Here is a 6,936-nt window from a genome sequence, read left to right on the forward strand (position 1 = left end):
TCACGTCATGTCCGTGCACGACGAACTGACATCGGTGCAGCGCTGCCTGGACGACCTGTCCCGGTCGCTGAGCCGCCTGGAGCAGCAGCTCGGCACCGGCGGGCTCGACATCCGCCGCGTCCGCACCGACTGCGAACACCTGCGCGAGAGTGTCGCGCTGCTCCGCGAGGCGGCCACCTCTCCGGCCGCGCAGCGGCGCCCGGAGCTCGTCACCATCCCCGACACCCCGTACGACAACAGCCTGTGGGTCGACACGGACGACGAAGGACTCGGCGCCCGCGACCGACGCGCACCCTGACCGACCCGAGTCCAGACCGACCGGAGTCACACCTTGGCCACTGGTACGGAACCCACAACCACAGATCCCCATCCCCCCGGCGGCGGCGTCCGGTCGGGTGCCCGCGCCGCGATCGGAGCCCCGCATCTGCGGACCGACCGCTGGTGGCTGGCACCGGCCGCCACCGCCGCCGGCCTGCTCGCCTTCATCGTGTACTCGACCTGGCGGGCCTTCGCGAACGCCGACTACTACGCGGCCCCGTACGTCTCGCCCTTCTACTCCCCCTGCCTGGCGGAGAACTGCGAGCCGATGAAGGGGGGACCCAACTGGGAGCTCTTCGGCAGCTGGTGGGGCATCTCCCCCGCGATCATCATCCTGATCTTCCCGCTCGGCTTCCGGCTCACCTGCTACTACTACCGCAAGGCCTACTACCGGGGCTTCTGGGCGTCCCCTCCGGCCTGCGCGGTCGCCGAGCCGCACAAGAAGTACACCGGTGAGACCCGCTTCCCGCTGGTCCTGCAGAACATCCACCGGTACTTCTTCTACGCCGCCATCCTCGTCGCAGGCATCCTGACGTACGACACCGTGCTCGCCTTCCGCGACGAGAACTACGCGTGGGGCCACATGGGCCTCGGCACGCTGGTGTTCCTCGTGAACATCGTGCTGATCTGGGCCTACACGATCTCCTGCCACTCCTGCCGGCACATCGTCGGCGGCAAGCTCAAGCACTTCTCCAAGCACCCGGTGCGTTATCGCATGTGGCAGTGGGTCGGAAAGTTGAATGCCCGTCACATGCTGCTCGCCTGGGCGTCGTTGGTGAGCGTGGCGCTCGCCGACTTCTACGTCTATCTCGTCGCGTCCGGGGTCTTCGACGATCCGCGCTTCTTCTAGATGAGTGGGGCCTTCTGATGTCCGTGGTCGAGCGACAGGAGTGGGACGTCGTCGTGGTCGGCGCGGGCGGCGCGGGACTGCGCGCCGCCATCGAGGCGCGCGAGCGCGGCGCCCGCACGGCCGTGATCTGCAAGTCGCTGTTCGGCAAGGCGCACACGGTGATGGCCGAGGGCGGCATCGCCGCCGCGATGGCCAACGCCAACCCGCACGACACCTGGCAGACCCACTTCCGGGACACCCTGCGCGGCGGCAAGTTCCTCAACCAGTGGCGGATGGCCGAGCTGCACGCCCAGGAGGCCCCGGAGCGGGTGTGGGAGCTGGAGACCTGGGGCGCCCTGTTCGACCGTACGAAGGACGGCCGGATCTCGCAGCGCAACTTCGGCGGCCACGAGTACCCGCGCCTCGCCCACGTCGGCGACCGCACCGGCCTGGAGCTGATCCGCACCCTCCAGCAGAAGATCGTCGCCCTGCAGCAGGAGGACCACCGCGAGACCGGCGACTACGAGTCCCGCCTGAAGGTCTTCCAGGAGTGCACGGTCACCCGCGTCCTGAAGGACGGCACCCGGGTGAGCGGGGTCTTCGCCTACGAGCGTGAGTCGGGCCGCTTCTTCGTCCTCCAGGCCCCCGCCGTGGTGATCGCCACCGGCGGCATCGGCAAGTCCTTCAAGGTCACGTCGAACTCGTGGGAGTACACCGGCGACGGCCACGCGCTGGCGCTGCTGGCCGGCGCGCCCCTGCTGAACATGGAGTTCGTGCAGTTCCATCCCACGGGGATGGTCTGGCCGCCGTCGGTGAAGGGCATCCTCGTCACGGAGTCCGTCCGCGGCGACGGCGGCGTGCTGCGCAACTCGGACGGCAAGCGGTTCATGTTCGACTACGTCCCCGACGTCTTCAAGGAGAAGTACGCCGAGACGGAGGACGAGGCCGACCGCTGGTACGAGGACCCGGACAACAACCGGCGCCCCCCCGAGCTGCTCCCCCGCGACGAGGTCGCCCGGGCCATCAACGCCGAGGTCAAGGAGGGCCGCGGCTCCCCGCACGGCGGCGTCTTCCTGGACGTGTCGACGCGGATGCCCGCCGAGGTGATCAAGCGCCGGCTGCCGTCGATGTACCACCAGTTCAAGGAGCTCGCCGACGTCGACATCACGGCCGAGGCCATGGAGGTCGGACCCACCTGCCACTACGTGATGGGCGGCATCGCCGTCGACTCCGACTCGGCCGCGGCACGCGGGGTGCCGGGGCTCTACGCGGCCGGTGAGGTGGCCGGCGGCATGCACGGCTCGAACCGGCTCGGCGGCAACTCGCTGTCCGACCTGCTGGTGTTCGGGCGCCGGGCGGGACTGCACGCCGCCGAGTACGCGGCCGGGACCGCGGCGGACCTCCCCCGGGTGGACGACGCCCAGGTGTCCTCGGCGGCCGCGGAGGCGCTGCGCCCCTTCTCCGCGGAGGCCGAGATCGAGGAGCCGGCCGGGGGCCCGCCGGAGAACCCGTACACCCTGCACCAGGAACTCCAGCAGACGATGAACGACCTGGTCGGCATCATCCGCCGCGAGACGGAGATGAAGCAGGCCCTGGAGAAGCTGGCCGAGCTGCGGCTACGGGCCCGGCGCGCGGGCGTCGAGGGCCACCGCCAGTTCAACCCGGGCTGGCATCTCGCCCTGGACCTGCGGAACATGCTGCTGGTCAGCGAGTGCGTGGCGCGGGCCGCGCTGGAGCGGACCGAGTCGCGCGGCGGGCACACCCGCGAGGACCACCCCTCGATGGAGCGCAGGTGGCGCCGGGTGAACCTGCTCTGCCGGCTCACCGACCCCACCGGCGGGCCCGCGTCGGACCCGGTCAGCGGCCAGATCGCCCTCACCCGTGAGAACACCGAACCCATCCGTCCCGACCTGCTCGCCCTCTTCGACAAGGAGGAGCTGGTCAAGTACCTCGCCGAAGAGGAGCTGTACGAGTGAGCAGCTATGAGGCCCGCTTCAAGGTGTGGCGCGGGGACAAGGACGGGGGTGGCCTGGAGGACTTCCGGGTCGAGGTCAACGACGGCGAGGTGGTGCTGGACATCATCCACCGCCTCCAGGCCACCCAGGCCCCCGACCTGGCCGTGCGCTGGAACTGCAAGGCGGGCAAGTGCGGTTCGTGCTCCGCCGAGATCAACGGTCGGCCCCGGCTGCTGTGCATGACACGGATGTCGGTGTTCGGCCGCGAGGAGACGATCACCGTCACTCCGCTGCGCGCCTTCCCGGTCGTCAGGGATCTCGTCACGGACGTGGGCTTCAACTACGACAAGGCACGGGAGGTCCCGTCCTTCGTCCCGCCGGCCGGGCTCGGGCCGGGCGAGTACCGCATGATGCAGGAGGACGTGGACCGGTCGCAGGAGTTCCGCAAGTGCATCGAGTGCTTCCTGTGCCAGGACACCTGCCATGTGGTCCGCGACCACGAGGAGAACAAGCCCGCGTTCGCGGGCCCGCGCTTCCTGATGCGGGTCGCGGAACTGGACATGCACCCGCTGGACGCGGCGGCCGAGTCCGGCCTGGACCGGGGGCGCACCGCCCAGGACGAACACGGACTCGGCTACTGCAACATCACCAAGTGCTGCACGGAGGTCTGCCCCGAGGGCATCAAGATCACCGACAACGCCCTGATCCCGCTGAAGGAGCGGGCCGTCGACCGCAAGTACGACCCGCTGGTCTGGCTGGGCGACAAGATCCGCCGACGGCCCGCGTCGTCAGGTGGCTGAGGCCCGCAGATAACCCGAGTGCGCGACCTGCCCGAGGAAGGTGAACCGGGTGTCGGTGGTCATGTGCTTCTCGAAGGCCTCCTTGATGCCCGGCCACTTCGGGTGCCCGAAGTCGTCGAGCACGACGATGCCGCCGGGCGCGACGATCTGCTCCGCCCACTCCAGGTCCTTGGCCACGCCCTCGGCGGAGTGGTCGCCGTCGACGATCACCACGCCGTAGGAGCGGTCGGCGACCGCGGCGCGCACCTCGGGGTCCTCGGAGAAGCCCTGCTGGATCCGGGTCGCGGCACCGGCCGCGCCCACCAGCGCCAGGTTGCTGCGCACGGCGGCCTCCCGCACCGGCGTGCCCGTGACGTCCCCTCCCATGCTGGTGCCCGGCTGGAGCTGCTGACCGGCCAGCGGGTCGACGATCGTCAGCCGCGGATCCCGGCCCTCCCGCTCCATCATCCGGATCAGGGCCGCGCCGAACATGCCGTACAGCGTGCCGATCTCCAGGATCTCGTCGTTCGGCGGGTCCAGCAGCGGTACGGCGGAGAGTTTGCCGCAGATGTTCATCGTGCCGCCGGCTATGCGGCCGACGCCCAGCGCCTCCATCGCGATGAGCAGCCGGAACGCCTGCGCGACGGCCCGTTCCGCGCCCTCCCCGTTCCCGGTGACATGGGTCAGCTCCCCGATCGTCCGGTTCAGATGAGGCGTCGACGGCAGCCGCGACGCCCCGCGCCCGGTCCCGTCGAAGAACAGCTCCAGGGGCCGCTGACGGTTGCGGACCTTCTTCAGCTCCTGCTGCACGGCGTCGTAGGAGGTGTTGCCGACGACCCGCCGGACCTCACGCTGGATGCGCTGGTCGATGAGTGCGGTGACGGGCCGCAGGGCACGCCGGGCGACCTTGCTGGTGAGTAGAGCTCGCATGGATCGGTGACCCTCACAAGGATTGGGGGAAGTGCCGTGGAACGTAGGCCGCCCGCAGCCACTCCACAACTAACGGGAGCACCCCTACGGGCAAAGCGCACATGACGACTCCCCGACGAATCGGTGACACCAGGGGTGCGGACGCCCCTGCGCGCTCACGCGAACGGGTGACGGCGGCTGCGCAACCCCTGCGGCCACCACACCTTCGGCCCCGAGGCCCGGCTGCCCGCGCGCCTGCCGTGCCGCACATCGGTCCACACATCGGTCCACGCATCGGTCCCCACAAGGGGCGCACACCACTCGCGGAGCAGCATTCCTGCTCATACGCTCCGAAATGTGACGCCCTCCTCGATCCGCCGCCGGCCCCGGCGTACGACCTCGCACATATCCGTGCAGGTCGCGCACGCGCTGCTCGGCGGAGTGATCGCGATCCTGTGGCTGGTCTGGCCCGAGCTGACCGCCTCGCCGAGCACTGACCGCCCGGCCGCGCTCGCCCCGCGCGCCCCGCAGCAGGAGGTGCAGGAGACCTCCACCGCCGACCTCGTCCTTCCGCTCGCCGCCCTGCTCGCGGCGGCGGCGGTGGCCACGTACGCCTACGTCCGCCGGACCCGGCGCATCCGCACCCGCACCACCCCGGGCGCCCCGGCGTCCGCCACAGCACCCACCCTCACCCATCCCCTGATCCAACTCGACGCACGGGCACAGGCGTTGCTGGTCGAGGCCGACGACTGCGTACGCACCAGCCGCGAGGAACTCGCCTCCGCGGCAGCCACCTCCGCCCCGGAGGCCATGGAGCCGTTCGCGCGGGCGTTACGGGAGGCGGAATGGGAGCTCTCGGCCGCGTTCGCGATGCGGCAGCGGTACGACGACGGCGTCCCGTCCGAGGCGTCGGCCCGGCGGCAGGCCCTCGCCGGGATCGTCGGCCGGTGCGCGGAGGCCGGGCGGCGGCTGGACGCGGAGGCGGCGGGCTTCGACGTGGTACGCGGCCTGGAGCGGGGCATCGGGGCGGCACTGGAGGCGGCGGAGACCCGGTTCCGTGAGGTGGCCGGCCGGACGTCCACCGCCGAGTCGACGCTGGCGGAGCTCGGCAGGCGGTACGCGGCCACGGCGTACGCCCCGGTCGTCGGCTTCGTCGAACAGGCCAAGGACCGCCTGGTGTTCACCACCGTCCACCTCAACCAGGCCCGTCAGTCAGCCGATGCGAACGAACCCGGGCGGGCCGCGGCCCACCTGCGGGCGGCCGAGGGCGCGATCGCCCAGGCGGCGATCTTCGAGACGGCTGTCGAGCGCCTCGCCGGGGAGCTGTCGACCGCCGGGAAGCTGACAGGGGCCGCTCTCACGGGGGCGGAGGCGGAGATCGCCGGAGCGCGTCGGCGGATGGCGGAGCCGGCGGGCGGTGCGCAGGCGCCGGGGGCCCGGGTCCCGGCCGGCGAACTGACGTCACGTGTCATGCACGCCGACGCCGTACTGGCCGCCGTACGCGAAACGCTGACCGGCGGGCCGTGCGACCCCCTCGACGCCCTGCGCCGCATCGTGCGGGCCGTCGCGCCGGTCACGGCGGCACGGGCCGGGGTGCTCCTGGTGGCCGCGGAGCTGGTCGCCCGGAGCACGACGGCAGGGGCGGCCGACTTCGTCGCGACGCACCGGGGTGCGGTGGGCGCCGAGGCCCGCACACGCCTGGCGGCCGCGCGACGGCTCCTTGCCGAGGAGCCCCTCACGGCCGACACCCTCGCCCGCACCGCCCTGCACCTGGCCGAACAGGACGTCCGTACGCACGGCACGCCCACCCCGGAAGCGACCCCGCACTCCACCGGCGTGGGCGGGGCGCTCCTGGGAGGCATCCTGCTGCGCGATGACCCGACTCCCGGACCACCCGCGAGCTTCGGCGGCCCGCGCACCCGCGGGCGCCACAACTTCCCGCTCTCGTAACAAACCTCTCGCCCCGTCAGCCATCGAGCGCGCCCTTTATATGATGATCGGATCCTGTTGAGAGTTGATCCGATGTCGCGCGGACGAGCGGGGGCGGTTGAGCGTGATCAAGCCGGAGCAGATTCCTCAGTTCACCGGTGATCTGGCGCAGTTGGAGCTGGACTACGCGGCGTTGAAGACGGACGCGGGCAATGTC

6 protein-coding genes are annotated in these 6,936 nt (G+C 71.2%); 5 read left to right on the top strand and 1 reads right to left on the bottom strand.

Translation table 11 applies throughout. The features are described from left to right. The first annotated feature begins 7 nt into the window (after nucleotides 1–7). Genes ACIHCM_RS24355 through ACIHCM_RS24370 form a run of 4 tightly spaced genes read left to right on the top strand, consistent with a single transcriptional unit; the run spans nucleotide 8 to nucleotide 3,902 of the window. The gene (locus ACIHCM_RS24355) at nucleotides 8–298 is read left to right on the top strand and encodes a hypothetical protein (protein ID WP_399899404.1); all 291 of its coding nucleotides are present in this window, start codon (nucleotides 8–10) and stop codon (nucleotides 296–298) included. 33 nt (nucleotides 299–331) lie between these two features. Continuing rightward, complete coding sequence (locus ACIHCM_RS24360; protein WP_399899407.1) at nucleotides 332–1,168, top strand: hypothetical protein; 837 nt, start codon at nucleotides 332–334, stop codon at nucleotides 1,166–1,168. Between the two features lie 17 nt (nucleotides 1,169–1,185). Beyond that, the gene (locus ACIHCM_RS24365; RefSeq protein WP_399899410.1) at nucleotides 1,186–3,123 is read left to right on the top strand and encodes a fumarate reductase/succinate dehydrogenase flavoprotein subunit; all 1,938 of its coding nucleotides are present in this window, start codon (nucleotides 1,186–1,188) and stop codon (nucleotides 3,121–3,123) included. Continuing rightward, entirely contained in the window at nucleotides 3,120–3,902 is a 783-nt protein-coding gene (locus ACIHCM_RS24370) for a succinate dehydrogenase/fumarate reductase iron-sulfur subunit (RefSeq protein WP_399899413.1), read from the top strand. The genes ACIHCM_RS24365 and ACIHCM_RS24370 overlap by 4 nt, the downstream gene beginning before the upstream one ends. Here ACIHCM_RS24370 and ACIHCM_RS24375 read toward each other — a convergent pair. Further along, on the bottom strand, nucleotides 3,891–4,811 hold the full coding sequence (locus ACIHCM_RS24375; RefSeq protein ID WP_399899414.1) for a class I SAM-dependent methyltransferase: 921 nt from the start codon (nucleotides 4,809–4,811) through the stop codon (nucleotides 3,891–3,893). The two genes, ACIHCM_RS24370 and ACIHCM_RS24375, sit on opposite strands and share 12 nt — an antisense overlap. Nucleotides 4,812–5,147: 336 nt before the next feature. Here ACIHCM_RS24375 and ACIHCM_RS24380 point away from each other — a divergent pair, with 336 nt between their 5' ends. Next, nucleotides 5,148–6,740, top strand: coding sequence for a hypothetical protein (locus tag ACIHCM_RS24380; RefSeq protein WP_399899417.1), 1,593 nt, complete (start codon nucleotides 5,148–5,150; stop codon nucleotides 6,738–6,740). The last annotated feature ends 196 nt before the right edge of the window (nucleotides 6,741–6,936 follow it).

The organism is Streptomyces sp. NPDC052023 (genome assembly GCF_044548465.1).
In the GTDB taxonomy this organism is placed as follows: domain Bacteria; phylum Actinomycetota; class Actinomycetes; order Streptomycetales; family Streptomycetaceae; genus Streptomyces.